The sequence below is a fragment of the Cupriavidus necator genome (assembly GCF_016127575.1).
GTDB lineage: Bacteria > Pseudomonadota > Gammaproteobacteria > Burkholderiales > Burkholderiaceae > Cupriavidus > Cupriavidus necator_D.
Map to the genome: position 1 here is coordinate 2,074,544 of NZ_CP066018.1, position 18,897 is coordinate 2,093,440.

Below are 18,897 nucleotides of genomic sequence, written 5' to 3' on the forward strand. Positions count from 1 at the left end.
CATTCTTCTTTCGGATTTCCAATTTGATTGCCGCTATTCGAGGAATGACCGAATTGGTTTCGCGGAAAGCGGGTCCGCGTGAAAATCCAGGAATAGGGCCGGCGCTCGGCGCATGTTGAATAGCATCGAGGACTGTTTGTGTCGTGGCAGGGGGCTGGCGAGAGCCCTTCTAGATCATTCTGATCTCCGCTAAGAAGATAGAATTCTAGCGTGAGGACGGTTAGCGTCTTTGGGACTTCCGTTGTGCTGGCCTCCTGCTTTAGCCGAGACGAGCCCAGCCTACCGAAAGGCTGCTTCCGAATTGCTGGTCGTAGGGCTAAGAAGATGAAAGGCGCGCTCTAGTAAACGTTTCATTTCCGCGGGACGCCGACCAGGAGGCGGACGGAGGCCTTGCCAACGGCAAAGAGTATGATACTTTACTGGACATTGGTTTAAGAGAGATAAAAGTGACAGCAGCCAAGAAGGTAATCCCAAGAAAAAGGACTACGACGCCGGTATCGCGAAGGATTAGCGAGTCGAACTCGAACCGGCTTCGCTTTTCCGCCTCGCTCATTCAGCAGGGCGATAAGCAGTTCTATAGCGTCACCATGCCCACCGATATCTTGGCGGCGCATTGCTTTGTCACCACTCGACATGAAGACGTACAGAACGGGTTTCAGCGGGTTCTTGATAAGAAGCGTGCAGAGGATATCGCTCGCTATATCGATAGCGGCGAAGGCACCATCCCTGGCTCGATTATTCTGTCGGCACAAGAAGATGCGGACCTCAAAGTGCTCCAAGGTAAGACGCTCGAATTCAGCGCAGTTCCACGCGCATTTCTTGTCCTAGACGGGCAGCATCGCGTTTACGGTTTTCGAATGGCAACCACGGCATTCCGAGTGCCTGTTGTGATTTATAGTGGTCTGACTCCGGTTGAGGAGGCCCGACTGTTCATTGACATAAATACAAAGCAACGCCAGGTGCCGAATGAGCTATTGCTTGACATCAAGCAACTAGCCCAAAGAGAAGACCAAAGGGACACACTGCTGCGGCAAACTTTTGATCTTTTTTCGTCGGACTCAGCAAGCGTCATGTTTGGGCTCATGAGCCCTTCCTCCCGCCAGCATAATAAGATCTCGCGGGTAACGTTTAGCCTTGCCATGAAGCCTGCACTCGCAGTTTTCAACGCGCCTACCCCGCTGAGCGTATTTCAGATCACTAATGCCTATCTTGCAGCATTCAAGGATGTTCTTGATAAGGCAAGGGTTGACGCCTCGCTTACTGCGCCCACGACATTTAGAGCGGTGTTTGACATTTTTCCTGAAGTGGCCAGAATTTCTGCCGCTCAGCATGGGAAGAACTTCAGCAAACAGAAGTTCGCTGCAATTATCAACCCCATTGGCGACCTGCTGACTCGTTCCAAATACGAGAAGGCGTCGGCTAGCGTGAAGACTCTCGGCGAACTGTTCAGTAGCTTGATCAAGAAGGACTTCAGTATCTGAGTCATGGCACTGGATGACGCACTAAGACTGAGTTGGATTGGCGGGCTTACGGCAAGCAGCGGTGTCCGATCTTGGACTACCGACAAACTATTCTCAAGGCAACGAGTTACTGTCATGCGTGTCGAAGACGCGAAGGTCGCACTGTATGTTGGTAATGCGACTGACAGTGTTAACTACTACGCGCATGAAGCCGATCGGTTTGCCGCAGCCGCATTCGAATCAGTGATTACAAAGGCGGTGTGCGGTGAGCTACCGAGATCATACGGGTGGTTGTTGATCCAAGCGTACTACGCTGCGTTCTTCGCTACTCACGCGCTCTTCCGGCTCGCCGGCTGGGCCTGTACTCGACTCACGTCAGAGAATCTTCGATTCATAAACGACGAGATCAAGACAATCTATGGGGGAGCCCCGCTGGCGGGCGGTCTTTATCTCTTGAAATGTCTGGATGGAGGGCGCCAGCTCACCTGCGAGCCTTTGGGAGCGTTCTCAGGAGGATCTCACGAAGCGCTGTGGACACTGATGCCCTCTTATTTGGCCCACATCAGGTCTTTAGCCCTTGGCGCCTCGAACGTTGATGCAGATGACACTGCGCCGATTGAACGTTTGGAAAGCTTCGTAAAAGCAAAAGGAGGCCCGAACTGGTTCTCCACTGTACGGAACCGTCTTAACTATTCTCACGGCTACGGTGCCTGGCACCCATACGTGAAATCGACGTGTGCGCCTGAACAAATAGGCTCGGCTCTTGATGCTTGGCGAGGTGATATCGACGGGAGCGGCATAGCACAAGGCACTGATGAGTTGATGCACTTTGCTAGAGCTTGCGCTCTCCTGGTAGGTTTCTGCCGCCTCACAACGAGGGATCTCGCAGAGCGAAGTAAGGCCCGATCCCCATTTCGATGCTCTAGCGCTCGGCTCATCGCCCTTGGTGCAAATTAGAGGGTAATACAACGACGCGATGCGTACGGTAGTGGAAGGAAAGGATTAGGAAAGGGGGCAGATCTATTTCAAAATCGAGTCGAGGATAGATCTGCCCCCCTTTCGTCATCAATGCAGTTGGGTGCAGACAAAAGGACCGCGCCTAAGCTCGATCGAATCCCCCCAGGTCTGTCACTTTTATAACCTCTGAAAGCAGTATGCCTTTGGTCATTTTAATATCATGCAAAAGCTGCTGGGATAAGGCGATGTATTTTTGTAGATCTCTACTGTTTTTGGCGTAATATTTATCAGCGGAATTTAGTTTGTGTCTAGATCGATCAAACAGGTCGATCGATTCTTCAATAATCTTGATTGCTGCATCGCGATTGTTGATACTTTTTGAGTAGTGGTATCGGCCAATCCCCATTCTAAGTAGGCAAACGGACTCGGATTTTCCCTCTCGATTTGCCTTGGAGATGAATTTGTCACCATTTTCTATATCATTTTTGTGATATAGGATAATTCCGTGGGTTAGCAATGCATCGGCATTTTTGTCATTAAGTTCGACTGCCTTCGCTGATGCGATAAATGCTAACTCAAGCTTGTGTGCCTTGTTGAGCAGAAACCATGCGAATCGATCATGGAGCGCCGAATTCAAAGGGTCATCCTGAATCGCTAGCTCGTAGAATTCTTTGGCTTCTGATATTTTTCCCTTTTCCGATGCAATTTTTGCGGCTTTTGCGTATGGACCCTTAAAGGCTTCTGCTACGCGATCTTTTTTGTACTCTCGATCAATGGCTTCCCTTTCACGAGCATAGCGGTCCACTTCCGCCGCATAATTCATGATCTCTTCACGATCTGTCGAGGTCAACTTGGCCAGCTTCTGAGAGAAAAAGCGTTTCGCTAGTTCAACGATCTCGAGTTCATAAGTGCTGCCTTGTTTCGTTTGGTTGGCAAAATAAGTCTCATCGAGACTTAGGATGAACTCATCATGAGGAATGCCAACCTCTTGGCATGCGTGCCCTATTGAGAACTCGTCTGCTGGGCAAGTAATCGCGACTAAGACAAGAAAAACGGTTCTTTGGCCTTGGGTCATCCTTAGCCAGGCATCCTCATATAGAAATTCCAGTAGCTGATCATTGGTCTTTCGAAGGATGCTCGTAAGCGCCTCATCAATACCGACCGCCGTTCTGGCAATGTACCTGACAAGAGCATCAATTAATAAGGGCTTTTGCATTAACTGCGTTCCAGCCTTGCGAAGCGTGTTATCCCCCGCCTGAAGAATAGGCTTCGCACCATACTCTTTCGCTAATCGCCTCATGAGTGCGGTAGATTCGAAGTCGCTTAGTCTAGCAACTTGAATTGGTGTGGCGTTCAAGAGTTCGCGGCGCCGGGAAGTCACTATAACTCTACCGATCTTTCTAACCACCTGGTTAAAGAACTCTTCAAGTTCTTCATTATCTGAGGTTGAGGAGGTTAGTGTCTCGGTGTTGTCCAGCACGAGGAGCACATCATCTCTCTTGTACCCTTGTTCTTTCAGTTGCTGCTGAACTTTGTCGATAAGGGCTGTGCCTTCTACTTTATACCAATCTTTACCCAATACGTCTTGCAGGCAATATATTAATTCTCTAATGCCATCCCCCATCGCGCCAGAGATTCCGCGGAAATGGACGATTCCCTGATCTGTCCACTTAGTCATCTTGGCGGTATAGTAGCTAATTATTTCAGGAGGTGCATTTAATTCTATTCTTCCGTCCAGTATTTGATTCAAAAATTCGAGGGCAAGGGTGGTTTTTCCGTATCCACCGTCTCCATAGATTAGGCAGGATTTTGACTCCTCAGGTTCATTTATCCAGGCCTTGAGTTTTTCTAACTCTTTTGATCGCCCCTCAAAAATGGATGTCTGCCTTGACGGTATGTTTTGGAAGAGAGTGTGAGGAGAACCATTGCAGATAACCGTGCTGCAATTGAACTTTCCTGCCTTGGCGAAGCCTTGCTCAGAAAATACGTTCTCCCTAGGGAGGTCGACCAGAAATTCTGCTGCATTTTCCCAGCATAGTTGTTGGCCAAGAAGTTTCCAAATGCCTTTCTTGGAGGTGATCTTGGAAATGACTACGGCCTTACTATTGTAGACTAGCGGCGTGCTAATTCGCAGATTTTCAAAGTGATTAGGTAAAACTAGTTCAGCGCTGCCCTCTGTGTAGACCGGTAGTGAATTGGAAAAGATTGATAATGCCTTCTTTAGGAGGGTTTCGGCCTTCGGCGTCCAGTCACGAATGTCGCCTTGGTCAGTCACTCCGTGTGCAAGCACCTTGTTTCTGAATTCAACCCATTCGATAATCTCTGATATCAGTGGTGAGCCGAAATTAGGTGTGGCCTCGTACCATCCTCTTAGAAAATCGGGGTATATAAATGATCTTATTAGAGGGGTGGCTTTGTCCAATAGCTCCCCCGGCAAACCGTCGGCCGGCTGATGGAAACGGGAGGCCAGGTAGTCGAAATCTGATTGTTCTGAGCTGCTCAAGTTTCGACGGATAATTTCCAAAGAGACTATGGAGCAAGCTTGCAGTAAAGAGCGTAGTGTGGAGTTAATATGAGTCAGCTTCTCTAGCGAAGATGTCATATTACTGATGACCGATATCTCTCTTGAGTAGATTTCTATCATTGGGATTCTATTTTGGATTGTTGTTTAGGGAGTATCCTATTTCGCGATTTTCTAGATGGTATCATCAGGACAACGACTGCGGGTAATCGCCATTGAGCCGATAGCGGCCGGATCGTCATTGGCTATTGGGCAAGCGCTCTGCATAGAGCGTTCTCTATCCTGCGCAGTTCTCTTTCGAACCCTGCCGAGGCAGTGCACTGCTATCTAGTCCACTCGAGCGTGCCTCGATGAACGTCCAAATGGCGGCTATTGGGTCTTCGTCGCGCCATAGCCGGTAACCAATCCGATAGTCCCCTTTGGCACTACTATGTTGTCTCTGGCAGAGATTGAGGGACCCGCAGCAAAGAATCTACGAATCCCTTCCCTCTGCGGCTACTCCGAGGAAATTACGACAACCTTGTTCCGTACTTCCACCGTGAGCGCTTGCCCGATCTTGAAGCCTGCCTGTTCCAACCATACCCCACCTAACCGAATCCATGGAACGCATCGCATCCCACTATAGCGATTGCCTTCGGTTGCCTTGACCCGGAAATGCCTGTAGCTGGTCGTGAATGTGCGCACGTGCGCAGTGGAAGATATCTTCCGCATAGCGAACTCCTGATTCGAAATTTGAATTCGCCCGTGCAAGCAGGGCGGCCGGGCACTTGAACACCGCCCGCAGATCGGCCCGCATGTTTCCCCTTTCGGGTCTTGTATCGATGCGCGCTGCCCGGCCTTAGCAGAAAGCTATGGAAGACACGCCACGACTGTCGGACGTGGCAACGCTGCGGGGGGTGTGTTCAGCACCGATAGCTAGGCTAAGGATTGCGGATACTGCCGCCAATGAGACAACTCTGCATTGCGGTACCGCAACCCATAAGGGCGGAGAAAGCGGCGGATCTATTTCAAGTTCAAAGATAGATCTGTGCCCTTTCGTCCGGTCCGCCACCCTCATGAGACTTCGGCACCTCCATCAAGCTGCACCTCGTCCGACACAGGCCAAAACTTCCCGACCAGCCTTTCACGCGGAATCGATGCAATCGCAGCCGTACTCAAGCCTTCGCTGTCGACAGAAATGCCCCTCTGCCGCCGACAGGGCAAGGGCGACGCCCTGTGCGGGGGTCGGAAACGTCGGACGGAACGCCTCGCGATGCGACCAGATCCATTGCGCGACTTCGTCGACGCAACGCTGCGCAAGCGCGGCGTCTCCGGTTGTGGTGCACACAACCGCCGGGCCGGGGGCCGCGATATCCGCGTAGGGGAAACCGTGGAACCACGAGCAGTCGATCACGCCGGGCTGTGCGGGCGGCCAGCTTCCGGCAAACGTCGTTGACTTCCGCCGGGATGAGCCCGTCTTGTGTCGTCACGATGTACGGCAGCATCGGCAGGCGTCGCATTGCGGTGACTGGTTTGAGCCCGCCCCGAATCATCTCAAGCAGCAGCTCGACGGCTTCGACGCCCCGGTCATGGAAGTCGGTATGCGGATACAGCTTGCACGGCAACGTCAGGTCGCAAGCGGCAGCCAGCTTCTGCAGCCTGCGTTGCAAGCCCGACACCATGTGTCGAGCTTCGGTTGAGGCTTTCTGGCTAGTTGCCGGTTGCCAACGCAGGCGCGGCAGCGGCGTTCGTGTCACTCGATCCCATTTCGGCCAGTCCTACGGTGTAATGACCGCCGGCCTCCCTCTTCAGGGCGAGAAGGTCATAGGTCTTCAGCATGTCCACCAAGCCCGAATGTCCATAGCTGGCGGGCGAGAAGCTGGGGTCAGTACGCTTGAGATACTGTCCCAGCGCGCCGAGATGCACACGGCCCTCGGAGGTGTTTGCGGCAAGCAAGCTGATGGCTTCGATCACAAACCTGGGCCGCCGTTTGACTTGAGGCTGCTTTGGCGGAGTTGGCTTCGTCTGGATGGGAGCACCCCCGACCGCCTCGGTAACCGCTGTGGGGGCCGGTGTCCACTCGAAGAACTGGTCGCTGGCATTGCGCAGCGCTTCGGGCGTCTTTGATTCTCCAACGATGCAAACCGTCGCGCCACGCTCTCGGAGCTTACGGCAGAGATAGGCAAAATCAGAGTCGCTGGTTACCAGGCAGAACTTGTCAGCCCGGTGGTCGAACATGGCTTCCAGCGCATCCAGCGCCAGCGCTATGTCGGCGGTGTTCTTTCCCGCCGCGTATTGATACTGAAGGCAAGGCGTAAAAGCCTGCCGAACCAGAGCTTCTTGCCATGTCTTTCCGAGCGTGCTCTGATTGCCATAGCCGCGCCGGAGCACCACGCGTCCAAACTGGGCCACAACGCGAAGGGCGTAGTCCAGTATCTCCGGCGTTGTGTTATCGCAGTCGACAAGTACGGCAACGCGAGATTCGGCAACGAGGGGTGGTGCGCTCATCTGTTCGCTCATCGAGTGACGAAGGGTGACGTCATGATAATGGCAAATCGATTCCCGTCCGTCGAGCGCGTTCCCCGACTGAAGGGCAGCCCGCAAGGGTAGTACCAATTGACGATTGTTGGTCAGTCGCGGCAGGGCCGGGAATCCGCCAAATGCCGGAGCGGGAACAGGGTCCCGCCCCAGACGGCCTGCCGGCTAACGATTGCCCGATAGCCGGGACGGGGAAAAGAGTCGATCAAAATGGCGAATTACTGAGAGCTTCCGAACAAACCAATTCCCAGCGGCGGATCAAACGAACCGGCTTCATCGGTCCAGCCGTCGAGGTTGCCGCATTTGACCCGGTAGGAAACTAATGCTTTTGTCTCGACGTTGACCAGTCGGCATCGTGTGCCCGGCTGAACGGTTCCCTCGAAAGGCCCGTGCCGTTGCAGAACGTCAAGCGGGGCTCTATGCAGCGGAACGGGTGCTACTGCCGTTCGCCCCACAACGTCAATGGTATATCCACCGAACCAAGCGTAAGCGAGGCTGAACGCAACGGCACATACGCCCCAGACGAACACCTTACCAATTGCCAGACGCGCCACCTTCGTAACCCTTCCCGTAGAATCTACGTTCGACAAGCCGGTTTGACTTTTCCAGTGCGGCCAGCAATTCCGCAGGGGATACCGGCATCGGGAGATAGCGGGGATCATGCGCCATGATGCCAATCATCTCCAGCACGTCCGCGACATTCGAACTACACGAATTATCGAGCACACTATACTCCGCGTCGGCCATTACCCGTCTGTCCAGTTCGACACGGATAATGGTTCTTTCGCGGGGGCTAACCCATAAATACAGGCCAACTACATCACGCTTGACCCTTTGCGTATTGCTCTTAAGGTATTCCGCAAGCGGGCCCTTGTAGTACCTTTCATGCGCTCGGCTGTACACCGTACCGTCTATGCCTATGGCAACGTGTCCGAAGGCGGATGCAGGGCGTGGCAAGCTGTCGAAGACAAACACCTCAACGTACTCTCGCTTGATATAGACGGACTTCGGCTCATCATTGTTGATAGGTGTCGTCGCACGCGTGGTGACCTTTGTCATCCGCTTGTTGTTTGGGGAAATGATCGTATCAGTCATATTCATCCTTCCACATAAATTGCAACGTCTTCCGATTGTGTGACGCTCGATAGCAGGTGGGTATGTCCATCGGCGTCTGTCGTGCCGTGTTCGATTTCACCGTTTCCTCGCCTGATCGCGTAGGCAATACTCGGAACTGGCTCTTGCGAACTCGCGTCGCGAATGACAAAGCGCTCGTCATATGCGAGCACTGAAGCTCTATCTTCGGATGCGCCGCCATGGATAGCGTTACTCGATGTCTGCGTTTGGTCGTACCCGCTGCGAGAAACCTCAATCGTGAAATCGTTCTGGGTAGGGAATACGAAAGGCTTGTCTGCACACTGGCAGTTGACGCGGGCGCCACTCACAAGGATTTGTTTGCCGAAGAGATCAAAAGCCGGATAACAATCGTTCACAACCGATCCGCTGGATTTGCAGGCTGGACACGTCGCAATGTCCCCTTCCACGCCGACGCTCACGCCGTGGTGGATCATGTGGTTTGTATGGGCCATAAGTTGGCCGCCCGTGCTGGTTGGATCGCCATTCTTTAGTGCGTAGCGAATATCCGGCATTGCCTTCTCCTTGTCATGGACGAAGCTCCATCGATCGTGGCAGATCGCCACCATGGGATAGAACTGCACGCGGGTTATGGCCGCAATCAGACAAAGCCTAAAAGGCACTGCGAATATTCCCCCTTCGATACCCCAGCGCTGCGCCACCGCCTGCCCCGGCGTTCGCATCGATCTCAGGGAATGAACAGCCAGGAAGTTCAGCAGTCGCTGCACACGCGGCACAAGGAGAAAGGCACACACAAGGAGAAAGGGGACAGATCTATTTCAAGGTCTAGGTCAGAAATAGATCTGTCCCCTTCGCCCCGTCCCCTTAGCCCCAATGGCGGCCATGTGATCTTCCGTTGAGCCAAGAGGATAAGGAGGGTGGGGGTGGGCAAGGGTCGGAAGGGGCGACGGATTACCGATGCGGTCAGTCAGCCCTCACCCCGCTGCAAAAACCCCCGCAAAAACAACCGAACAGCACGCCGCACCTTCTCACGCCGCGGCGCATCCAACCCCGCCACATCCAATCCCTGAACCGCCCGATGGAACGGCTCGGCCGCCACGCTCTGCAGGAACGGCGAGGCCACGAAGGCGATCTCGTCATCGCTCGGATTGCCGGCAGCCCATGTGCGGAATACCGGCTCGAATGAGCGTGCCGCGCCGAGGATGGCGAAGTCGACTACGGTTCGGGCCAGTTGTGGAAACCGCGGTGCTTCAGCAATCGTCACGCGATACAGGCCCAGGACCTCGGGTCGCAGGATTCATTCGAGCAGCTCGCAGGCCATGCGGACCAGGCGTTCCTCCAGCGGCTCGCTGTCGGCTTGCGCCGGCTGTCCGGTTCGCAGGTTCTGCGCCACGTAGCGCAGCACGGCCGCCTCGAAGACTTCTGCCTTGCCGGCGAAGCGGGTGTAGTAGGTCTTCTTGGAAATGCCGGCGGCGGCGGCAATGGCCTCCACGCTGGTGGCGCCATAGCCATGCTCAATGAAGAGCCGGGTGGCGTGATCCATGATGGTGTCGGCAAGCTGCCCGGCCCGACCAGCGCACGAACGGCAAGCGCCAGATTGCCGACGAAGCCGCCAACGTTCGCCAGGCTGTTGATCGCACCGATGCACGCCGCTGCCGTCGTCCCGCCGAGGAATGCCGTCGGCAACGTCCACATGATCGGCTAGAAGCTGATGATCCCTGCTTTGTCACCCCGCGGCGTCCGCAACGCTCGGAGCAAGCTCTTGAACGCTGCCGTTCGCGACGCGATATACGCGATCTGACGCCTGGACCAGCGCATGGCGATGCGTAATCACAATTATCGTTGGTACCCGTTGCCGGACACGTGCGAAGATTCGCGCCTCGCGTTCTGGGTCGAGCGATGACGTGGGCTCATCCAGAATAATGACCGCTGGGCGGCGCGCGAGCGCACGGCCCAGCGCGACACGCTGGCGTTCCCCTCCTGATAGGGCCCTGCCTTGAATGCCCAGCGGGCGATCCAGGATATCGCCGTTTCCTTCCGCGGCGATCTCGTCCAGTTCGAGCAAAGCAATGAGTTCGTGCAGTGCGTGGTCTGACGGCGGGTTGTCACAGCCGTAGGTAAGATTCGCCCTGAGTGAACCGGTGAGGATCATCGGCGCTTGAGGTGCAACAGCGACTTCGCGTGCGATATCGCTGACGGACAGCTTGCTGACGTCCGCGCCAAAAAGGCGAACAGTGCCAGCCGCGGGGCGGGCGAGTCCGAGCATCAAGTGGACCAGGCTCGATTTGCCCGCGCCCGATGGCCCGGTGAGCGCGACAAGCTCGCCCTGCCTGATAGTGATGTTCACGCCCTGCAAAAGCTGCTTCTCGCCTTGTGTGACAACTGCGTGCTCGATGCGGCAGACTTCGTTGGCAGTTCGGTCGATGTGCACGCTAGATTCGCTGCGCTCGATTGGCAGCTCCAGAAGCCCGAAACTCTCGCGCAGCGCGAGATGATTGCGACGCAAATCGGACAGTGATCCCGCGAGGGCAGTGAAAGGCATCGCCAGTGTCACGATGTAGCTAACGATCATGACGAAATCGCCCGCGCGGAATGCCGAACGGGTGACGCCATAGGCTGTCGTCACCGTGAAGAGCGTGAGCAAAAGGCCGGTGCAGATGGCTTGCGCCGCAAGCAGAAGCGCGAGCCGGGTGTTTCCGCGGGTTACTTTGCCGATATACACATCAAGCGTGCGGTGCAACGCGGAATCTTCTCTCGCGTACGCGTTGTTGAGTTTGATGTCGAGCATGAATCCGAGTTTTTCAACAAGATGGCTCGACAGCATGTCGGCACCGCTGAAAATCTCCTCGTGAGCGCTCTTGCTTTTGTCCGCGAGGAACCATGTTGCGGCAAAGAGAAGCAACATGGATATGGCAAATCCTAGAGCGAACGCGCGGTAGGTCAGTTGCCAAAGAACGATGCTGGACAGTATCAACTGGAGAACAGTCGGGACTATTGCCCAGAACACCGCAAACGTGATTGCACTGAAAGCTGCGCGGCTTCGCGCGATGACTGAGACCAGCTTGCCCGGATCTTCTGCAGTCAGGCGGGGGTAGTCAACTCGGATCAGTCTGGCAAAGATGGCGTTATGGAATGCGGCATCACACCTTGCGAGAACGGCTGCGGAAAGCATGGCTTTCAGCCAATCGAATGCGCGAGCGGTAGTCCAGGCGAGTCCGTAGGCGGCTGCCAGAAGCACCGGCGAGCCAGTAGCGCTATGCGTGGCGTCTACAGATAGAGCATTGGTTGCCTCACGCAAGAGGTAGGGGACTAACGTCGACAATGCCGCGACCAGCGTTACAAATAAAGTTGCTCCGCAGAAGTGGATTGGCAAGGCTGGATATTCTCTGACCGTGATTCGGTAGGCGAAGATCCAATCCTTATACAAATCCATAAGAAACCTCATCGTCATCACCTCCAGGCATCAACGTCATATGCGGCCTCCAGGCTCAGAAATTCGCCCCCTTTTGCGAATTGACTATCCGGGCATCGGGCGCCCTATCAAGCTGACGTTCGCGCCACGAGTTGTCGTCTGCCAAGCTCTTGTCGCGCAATAGACAGGAATGCTTGCAGCAGATCGGGCGCTCCTTCTGTGCTATGTACGACGCCTAGTGGGTCGAGCGGTGCGGTGATAGCGATGTCCAGCTCGCACACGCGCCCGCTGGCCACCATCCCTGTCGATACACTGCGCGGCAAAAGGGTAACGGCTCCAGGTTGCTGGAGAAATCCTTCGAGCACGGATAAGGACATAGTTGAGAGCGGAAACGAGGTGGCATTGGGCAGCGCGCCGAGAACGATGCTCTCAAACATCTCTCGCAGTTGGACGCTGGCTGGTGGCAATACCCACCGCGCTCCATCCAGTGCTGCGAGGGACAAGCCAGCCACCATAGACAGCGGGTGAGACGATGCGGCGACAATGATTGCATCATCCTCAAGCAATGGCTCGAACATCAGTTCCGCAGGTAGTCTTCGAGGATCCCTGCAGAACAATGCATCCAGTCCACCTCCAATCAGCAGCGGCAATAGGCGCGCACCCGAATCCTCCTCTAAGTCGACGTGCACATCCGGATGCGTGCCATAGAAGGCAGCCAGGTGTGGCGCGATCAGTGCGTAGGAAGCAGCCGGTATGGATCCAATGCGCAATGCGCTGATAGCGCCCCGTTTGCTGGCCGCAAGATACTCAGCAGATTGTTGGAGCCTGGCCATGACTTCGCGAGCGCAGGAGATCAATCCACGGCCGCTCTCGGTTGGACGAATTCCGCGCGCATGACGCTCGAATAGCCTCATGCCGATAACCCTTTCCAACGCTGCCAGCGCCTGGGTGGCGGCCGACTGGCTCATGCAAACCTCAGAAGCGGCACGCGCAATGCTCCCGCAATCTTCCACCATCACGAGTAGCTGAAGGTGTCGCAGACGTCCCTGCCTGACAAGGCGCGCATGGATAGTCTTGGCGAGCAGTAAGCTGCGGGTACAGGCAATCGCAGGACGCTCTGGTGGTTGTGGAACTAGATCGCTCGCGATTCTTGTCATTTGACAGCCGCAGATTTGGTGGTCTTCCTACCTAGGAAATTTCCTGATCACCTTAACGTAGATTCGAGAGAGGCCCGGAGTCCACCGTGCTGCTGCAAAAGCGTCTGCGGATAGCGTCTCTCATTTTCCGATTACGTATCGGCGATGGATACTGTCTCGGCCATAGCCTTTCCTTTCGCCCACGGCCTAGGAAATTGAGTTTAGGTCTGGCGGATGGTTCCTACCTTGCGTAGTTTCATGAACTTTGATTTGAATCAGAGTAATGAAAGGCTAGTAGGGCTGGCTAGTAGTGCTGGGGAGACTAATCGCTCTCTTCCCCGCTGATGCGTATCTGGATAGATGGATTATTCCTAACATATCGACCCCTACCACGCTGGACATGTCCTCACAGCCGCAAGCGAAGATATTGAAGAATCCGATAGCCGCAATAGAAATTCATCTTCAATAGGTCGCACCGGACTAATAATCTTGATTCGAATCGGCTTGCATGGTGCGTTGCCGATTCAAGTTGAGGACAAAGGAGATGAAGATGAATTCATTGCACAAGCACGAGGCCACTCAACCTTCAGCACGTCCGGTGATCTTGTTCGAGATTTACAAGGATCTGGTGGTTGCCGACTCACGTACTTCGATCCACTCGCCACTCGAGACACCAAAGCCGAAACCGGAGCTGCCGAAGAATCGGTTTCCCGGAGACAGTTCAACGCTAGCCTATATGTGATCAACCATTGCGGGGCCGCTTCCGCCCGGAGAAATTTCTATGCTGAAGGCAACTATCAACATCGATGATCTGGTGCGGACGCCCCGTATTCATAGCGGGGGCATTCAGGTGGAGGGAAGCGACATTACTCCATTTCCCAACCCATGCCTCCGTACTGTATTTGTACAAGGGAAGGATCGTTGGATCTACGCCGTGCTCGAACGCGGTGCGCAGAAGTTGGACGATCGTCTTCCGACTGTGCATGATGCCCGGTCATTTGAAGACTATGCCAGCATCCATCGGACAATTCTGAGTTGGCCTCTTGATTATGTGTTGATTGAAGCCGTTTCCAATGGGGAAAATGCACAGCTTCGCATCACGTCTGGGAGGCTTGGAGTCGCTCCCCTCTATGCGACTGTGGGAGTGGGGCGCGTGTTGCTGTCCTGGGACTGCGCTGACTTGATCTCTCGGGGGAGTCATTCTGCCGATTTTGAGGTGCTGGCCCATGCTCTAGGCCTGCGCACCTTCTACGCCAGTCGCCAAGTTTGTACAGGAATAGCGCTGCTGACCGAGCGCTCGTCACTCAGTCTTGACGCAAACAGCGCGTCATTCGCTTACCCGTCCGCGGCGCCAGCGCTATCGCCGCACGCTTTGCGGGATGGAGTGGATGCGCTGGGTACTTTCGAATCATACTTGGAGGGCGCCATCGGTGCTCGTCCTCTCGATGCGAGTGCATGTATAGCGGAACTAAGCGGAGGCATGGATTCTGCATCGGTAGCGATTGCCGCAGCGCGCGTTCTCGGCGGTCTGAAGCAATCGGCTGGCATCGTGCTTGCTGGAACGGACCATACCATTCAGAACACCAGGCGGAGGCTGATCGCGCGGGAAATCGGCCTTCGCGACGCGTCCTTTGACATGTCGACGCATATGCCTAGTTTGGATCTGGATCCTTCCGCGAGAGAACCTGAGCATCCCCTTGGCGAATTTTATCTCGAGGCATTCGATGAGATATGGCGTCACGCGGCAACGCTTGGGTGCCATACACTTCTGACGGGAATCGGCGGCGACGAACTGTTTCCTCGCTATCAGACCGACAAGGCAGCCGGCGACTGGAAAAGACCTGCGCGGTTGATCGCGGCAGAACGTATTGCCCGATCAATTCTGAGCCGTCGTGCCCAAGTAGCCTTGGATACCGAGCCGTTGTATTGCGCGCCCGCCAGTGTTGTTCCCCATACTGGGCTGCTGGCTCATGCCTCGCGCTCGCCGTACATGCTGCGACGCGGACTTTGGCCGGTGAATCCACTGTGCGATCCGGCGCTGATTGGATTCTGTCATCGGTTACCGGGGGAATTTCGCCTTGACCGGCAACTACTCCGCCAGTATCTCCGTACTCGTCTGGAGCATGATCTATTTCCAATCGGGTACAAAAAGGAGACATTCGACTACGTGCTTCCGGAGGTCATCGGGTGCCATTACGCTCGATTGAGTGCGCAACTCCGCGAAAGTGCACTGGCTGACTTTGGGTTGGTTGATATGACCGCGGTGAGGAAGGTGCTAAGTGGCGTAGCCGATACACGCGACGTTACCGCGACGGCGCCACTCGCAATTTTTCTTTTTCTTGAGCGCTTCATGAGACAGATCGCATAGCTTATGACTGAAGCCGCTCCCTCCAACGACGTCGCGCTCGTGCGACAGGCCATCGTAGCCGCCTATGGCATAGACGTGGTCGATGTCCGTGAAGTCGTACGCGGAGTGAACCGAACTTTCTACCTAAGCGAGTCTGGGGATCGGACGTACTATCTGCGCCTGTACAGAATCCATGGACGGGGCGACGTAGAGATTGACGCCGAGTTGCGTCTGCTTGAGCGGATCGAGCAGGATGAGGTGCTGGCCATATCGGTCGCACGCCCAACGCTAGAAGGAGCACGCAGCTTTCGCGTTGCCTTGTCGGATGGTGCGATGCGTCGGGCAGCGTTGTTCAGCGGGGCTGCGGGCCGCCCCTTGGGAATGACGGGGGATGATCTTGGCGTGGCAGCGCAAGCGCTGAAACGCCTTCATGGCCAGCCGCCGTTAAAGGAGTGCGCACCACGCAGGCAGATCGCCGATCTTTGTGAAGCCGATCGGACGCTGACCCGTCTGGCAGAAAGATTCACCTTCGCTGGCCATGCTGTCGCCGCGGCTCGGAAACGTTGTGAGCGCCTGGTGGCCGCGGGCTGGCCGCCTGCTGAGATGCCGATCGGCTTTTGCCATGGCGACTATCGTGTGGCAAACATGCGGATCGATGGCCCCCGGATCACGTTGTTCGACTTCGACGATTGCGGATGCGGGCCGCAATGGTTCGATCTGGCCACCATTGGATGGTGGCTTGAGATTGACGGCAGATACGATGCGGCCTTTTTGTGGCGCGCGTTCGTCAGTGCCTACATGCCGGCATTGCATGGATCTCCGGCCTTCCGCCATGCAATCTCGCTTCTGATCCTACTTAACGAGATTAACTCGATTCGCTTCTTGCTCGATTACTGTGCACTGGACGACGATCTGTGGCGCGACGTGTGCAAGCGCCTGGATGATATGAGCTACCGGGTGGTATCGGGGCAGCTCGCGATTAACCGTTGGCCTGCGTGAGCATGCTGTAATGCCTGTCGATGGGGACTCACGTGAATCTGGATGGTGAAATGAAAGTGCGCGCTGCGAAGCAGGGCGATCTGGGGTGGTTGCTGGTCCTGCATTCGGGCGGCGCGTTCAATCGCTGGATAATGCGTGGACCCGAAGATCTGCAATCCCTAGCGGACGAATTCTCCTTCAAGCTAGCAGCGCAGCGTAAGCGCCAGGGCGTATTCGTCGTGGTGGACGTCAATGGCATAGGTCGGGGGTACGGTGTGCTGCTTTTGTCTCTCACAGGGGATAGCGCTCATGTGGAATTCGGCGTGGACCCTCGCTATCAGCGCAAGGGCATTGGTGGCGCGCTACTCGACGAGATCTTGCGTGCTGGTTGCCGTATCGGGCCAAAGCTCAAACGCGTCAAGGCAGTATGTCATCAAGATAACGAGGGCTGCATCCGGTTGCTAAGGTCACGAGGCTTCATGTCGTCAGCGGCGCCTGACATAGCAGCGCTTCCATACCTGTCGTGGCACCTGATCGTTGATGCTGGGGAGATTCCTGCTTGCTCACCCCGCTTCATAAATGGAGCCTGAGAGAGGCTCGCTACCGCAACCCAGGGGCGACGCCAATCTTTCCCAGTCGCCTAGCCCATGGGCTGGCGAAAGTATCTCCCCCCCAGATAGGCCAAATACAGCTGATGCTCTGGTCGACTAGCCGAACAAAGCTCTCCAAAGATCGCTTGGTAACTGATGGCTTTGAACTTCAGTTCATCGCCAACCAGTTCATGGAACCTCCGGATCTCGTCCCGATGACGTTCCCCGTGTGGTCCTGGCCAATCGAAGTACACATACCGGAGTACCCAACGGCTTTCGTACTGACGGGCCAGCGCAAGGGCATGCTTGAGTAGCTGTGGCGCGCCAATGTGCCGGAAGGCCTCCCTGCCCGCTTGCAGGGCTTCCGCTAGCGCCTGTGCCCTCGGCAACCCGACCTCTTCCCAGCGGCTGCGCCCCCGCGCAAGGTATGGCGGCCTGAACGCCTCGCCAGCCTGCGTTGCCTTGCCGCGCAGCCACTCCGTGAACTTGCTCTCCAAACCGGCCATGATGCCGTTCGCAAGTGGCAGGCACACATCCAGATTGGCGTGACTGTCGACTCCCGTGGACAGTTTGGATTCGAATAGCGCTGCGGTGGGGCAGGAGGGCAGCGCCAGCGCATTCATCAATGGCGTGGCATCGGCGCAATCGGTCCAGAAATCGAAGATGTTCGCGGCCAGCGCAGAGGACGAATGCAGGGCTCGCATCTTTGCTGGCTTGTCCCCACGCTCCACCAGTTCGCTACCGTCGCCGTTTGCAAATGCCGCAAGTGTTGCTGGCGAGAGTGGCCGCATCAGATTCAGGTCCAGATTGGGGACATAACCGCGTGCGTCAAAGGCGATGCCCCGGTTCGCTGCCCACTCCTGCTGTTCCCTGCAAATGGCTGCTACAGACATGAATGACCTCCGTCGAGCGCGTTCCCCCAGCCGACCGGTGGTGTTGCGAGGGGTCGTGGTTACGGTTGCCGATTGTTTGTCAGTCGGGGTAGGGAGGGAATCCGCCATATGGCGGAACGAGGATTGAGCCAGGCCTGATGACCTGGCTGACACCCGCTCAATCTATGCCGTAGTCGTAAGGTCATCAAGGCTCAGCAGGCGTTCGCCAACGCACAGACATATGCATGAGCCCAGGAAAGGATTGTGCAGCCGAACCACCTGCGAGCTCCGATGTTCGACCTGATTGATGCGCTGCTTTTCGATGACGATTTTGTCCAGTTGTGGGAGCCTCAGTATGACGCGATCGCGCACGATGAAGCGGAATACCAGTCCCTCGTCCAAGCAGTACGCAAGGACGTCGATTCCATTGGTGCCATAAGGGAAGCGACCCTCAGGCGAATACTTGAATGGAAATCCGCCCGCACCAAGGGTCATGTGCACTGGTGGAACTACGGTCTCTACATCGAGACTGTGAGGGACTGTCTCTCCATGCACGGGGATGATCGACTGGACGCCATCTGCAAACTACCGGGTGTTCGAGAGCGCGTTGGATCGACAATTCTGCATTTCATCTATCCGGACACCTACCCGATTTTCGACATTCGAACCCTGGAAGCGCTCCGCTATCTTGGCGCCGACCTCGGGAAATCCTTCAGTGTGAACAACTACTATCGATTTCGCGAGTACCTCATCTCGACCCAAGTGGTGCTGAACAGGTGGACTCTCCGCGAATTGGACCGCGCAATCTTCGCCTTTCATAAGCGCAGCCCGGAGATATTCGGCGCCACACTGGGCAATGGCCGCCGTGCCCAATCGACGACGCATCCTTACTACTGTCCGAGATCGGGAGCCTAGCGCCTCCACCTCGCCCAGCCGTTTGGCGTCCTGCGGAGAAAGGGGACAGATCTATTTCAAGGTCTAGGTCAGAAATAGATCTGTCCCCTTCGCCCGTCCT

The 18,897-nt window shown here is 55.6% G+C and carries 17 protein-coding genes and 1 pseudogene; 6 read left to right on the plus strand and 12 right to left on the minus strand.

Annotated elements, in window-relative coordinates; genetic code table 11:
- The first annotated feature begins 446 nt into the window (after positions 1 to 446).
- Positions 447 to 1,481, plus strand: a complete 1,035-nt coding sequence (locus tag I6H87_RS09675) for a DGQHR domain-containing protein (protein WP_011616070.1) — start codon at positions 447 to 449, stop codon at positions 1,479 to 1,481.
- 1,078 nt (positions 1,482 to 2,559) lie between these two features.
- On the opposite strand, the gene I6H87_RS09680 is transcribed toward I6H87_RS09675, so the two are convergent.
- The 11 genes and pseudogenes from I6H87_RS09680 to I6H87_RS09725 form a co-directional block, all read right to left on the minus strand.
- Positions 2,560 to 5,061 carry an AAA family ATPase gene (locus I6H87_RS09680; RefSeq protein ID WP_136227795.1) on the minus strand — a complete coding sequence of 834 codons (2,502 nt, stop codon included), beginning with the start codon at positions 5,059 to 5,061 and terminating at the stop codon, positions 2,560 to 2,562.
- A 372-nt stretch (positions 5,062 to 5,433) separates the two neighbouring features.
- On the minus strand, positions 5,434 to 5,649 hold the full coding sequence (locus tag I6H87_RS34860; protein ID WP_081225777.1) for a SymE family type I addiction module toxin: 216 nt from the start codon (positions 5,647 to 5,649) through the stop codon (positions 5,434 to 5,436).
- 412 nt (positions 5,650 to 6,061) lie between these two features.
- Positions 6,062 to 6,331: a M81 family metallopeptidase gene (locus I6H87_RS34680; RefSeq protein ID WP_255266286.1), complete on the minus strand. Its 270-nt coding sequence runs from the start codon at positions 6,329 to 6,331 to the stop codon at positions 6,062 to 6,064.
- A 106-nt stretch (positions 6,332 to 6,437) separates the two neighbouring features.
- Positions 6,438 to 6,599, minus strand: a pseudogene (locus I6H87_RS34685) (M81 family metallopeptidase); the annotation flags it as partial.
- 28 nt (positions 6,600 to 6,627) lie between these two features.
- Positions 6,628 to 7,425, minus strand: coding sequence for an NYN domain-containing protein (locus I6H87_RS09695; RefSeq protein WP_011616066.1), 798 nt, complete (start codon positions 7,423 to 7,425; stop codon positions 6,628 to 6,630).
- Between the two features lie 561 nt (positions 7,426 to 7,986).
- A complete protein-coding gene (locus I6H87_RS09700; protein ID WP_011616064.1) occupies positions 7,987 to 8,550 on the minus strand; it encodes a hypothetical protein in 564 nt (187 codons plus the stop codon).
- Between the two features lie 2 nt (positions 8,551 to 8,552).
- Positions 8,553 to 9,314 carry a PAAR domain-containing protein gene (locus tag I6H87_RS09705; RefSeq protein ID WP_136227794.1) on the minus strand — a complete coding sequence of 254 codons (762 nt, stop codon included), beginning with the start codon at positions 9,312 to 9,314 and terminating at the stop codon, positions 8,553 to 8,555.
- Positions 9,315 to 9,514: 200 nt separating this feature from the next.
- Positions 9,515 to 9,811, minus strand: coding sequence for a TetR/AcrR family transcriptional regulator C-terminal domain-containing protein (locus tag I6H87_RS09710; protein WP_051398499.1), 297 nt, complete (start codon positions 9,809 to 9,811; stop codon positions 9,515 to 9,517).
- A gap of 33 nt (positions 9,812 to 9,844) precedes the next feature.
- Positions 9,845 to 10,090, minus strand: coding sequence for a TetR/AcrR family transcriptional regulator (locus I6H87_RS09715; RefSeq protein WP_051398498.1), 246 nt, complete (start codon positions 10,088 to 10,090; stop codon positions 9,845 to 9,847).
- Positions 10,091 to 10,273: 183 nt separating this feature from the next.
- Positions 10,274 to 11,980, minus strand: a complete 1,707-nt coding sequence (locus I6H87_RS09720) for an ATP-binding cassette domain-containing protein (protein ID WP_231881362.1) — start codon at positions 11,978 to 11,980, stop codon at positions 10,274 to 10,276.
- Positions 11,981 to 12,087: 107 nt separating this feature from the next.
- On the minus strand, positions 12,088 to 13,116 hold the full coding sequence (locus I6H87_RS09725; RefSeq protein WP_011616061.1) for a LysR family transcriptional regulator: 1,029 nt from the start codon (positions 13,114 to 13,116) through the stop codon (positions 12,088 to 12,090).
- A gap of 529 nt (positions 13,117 to 13,645) precedes the next feature.
- On the opposite strand from I6H87_RS09725, the gene I6H87_RS09730 reads away from it, so the two are divergent.
- The 4 genes from I6H87_RS09730 to I6H87_RS09745 are packed head-to-tail and all read left to right on the plus strand — an operon-like array spanning position 13,646 to position 17,010.
- Complete coding sequence (locus I6H87_RS09730) at positions 13,646 to 13,837, plus strand: hypothetical protein (RefSeq protein WP_136227792.1); 192 nt, start codon at positions 13,646 to 13,648, stop codon at positions 13,835 to 13,837.
- 39 nt (positions 13,838 to 13,876) lie between these two features.
- Complete coding sequence (locus tag I6H87_RS09735; protein ID WP_011616060.1) at positions 13,877 to 15,463, plus strand: asparagine synthetase B family protein; 1,587 nt, start codon at positions 13,877 to 13,879, stop codon at positions 15,461 to 15,463.
- Positions 15,464 to 15,466: 3 nt separating this feature from the next.
- Positions 15,467 to 16,441: a phosphotransferase enzyme family protein gene (locus I6H87_RS09740; protein WP_011616059.1), complete on the plus strand. Its 975-nt coding sequence runs from the start codon at positions 15,467 to 15,469 to the stop codon at positions 16,439 to 16,441.
- 32 nt (positions 16,442 to 16,473) lie between these two features.
- Entirely contained in the window at positions 16,474 to 17,010 is a 537-nt protein-coding gene (locus I6H87_RS09745) for a GNAT family N-acetyltransferase (protein WP_197540010.1), read from the plus strand.
- A gap of 50 nt (positions 17,011 to 17,060) precedes the next feature.
- Here the strand turns inward: I6H87_RS09745 and I6H87_RS09750 are convergent, their stop codons facing one another.
- On the minus strand, positions 17,061 to 17,903 hold the full coding sequence (locus tag I6H87_RS09750) for a PGN_0703 family putative restriction endonuclease (RefSeq protein ID WP_011616057.1): 843 nt from the start codon (positions 17,901 to 17,903) through the stop codon (positions 17,061 to 17,063).
- Positions 17,904 to 18,173: 270 nt separating this feature from the next.
- Between I6H87_RS09750 and I6H87_RS09755 the strand changes: the two genes are divergently transcribed.
- Entirely contained in the window at positions 18,174 to 18,797 is a 624-nt protein-coding gene (locus I6H87_RS09755; RefSeq protein WP_011616056.1) for a hypothetical protein, read from the plus strand.
- Positions 18,798 to 18,897: the final 100 nt, after the last annotated feature.